2 tRNA genes are annotated in these 207 nt (G+C 57.0%); both read right to left on the reverse strand.

From position 1 onward, the window contains the following. Positions 1-77, reverse strand: a tRNA-Asp gene (locus N523_RS0115785). A 53-nt stretch (positions 78-130) separates the two neighbouring features. Then, positions 131-207, reverse strand: a tRNA-Asp gene (locus N523_RS0115790).

Below are 207 nucleotides of genomic sequence, written 5' to 3' on the forward strand. Positions count from 1 at the left end.
TGGCGGAGTGGACGGGACTCGAACCCGCGACCCCCGGCGTGACAGGCCGGTATTCTAACCAACTGAACTACCACTCCGCAGTGGTATGTGCATGGGGTAATGCACTTACTAATTTTGTTACGATATCAAATGGCGGAGTGGACGGGACTCGAACCCGCGACCCCCGGCGTGACAGGCCGGTATTCTAACCAACTGAACTACCACTCC

Origin of the sequence: Pseudoalteromonas sp. 23_GOM-1509m (assembly GCF_000518425.1) — a bacterium.
Taxonomy (GTDB): domain Bacteria; phylum Pseudomonadota; class Gammaproteobacteria; order Enterobacterales; family Alteromonadaceae; genus Pseudoalteromonas; species Pseudoalteromonas tetraodonis.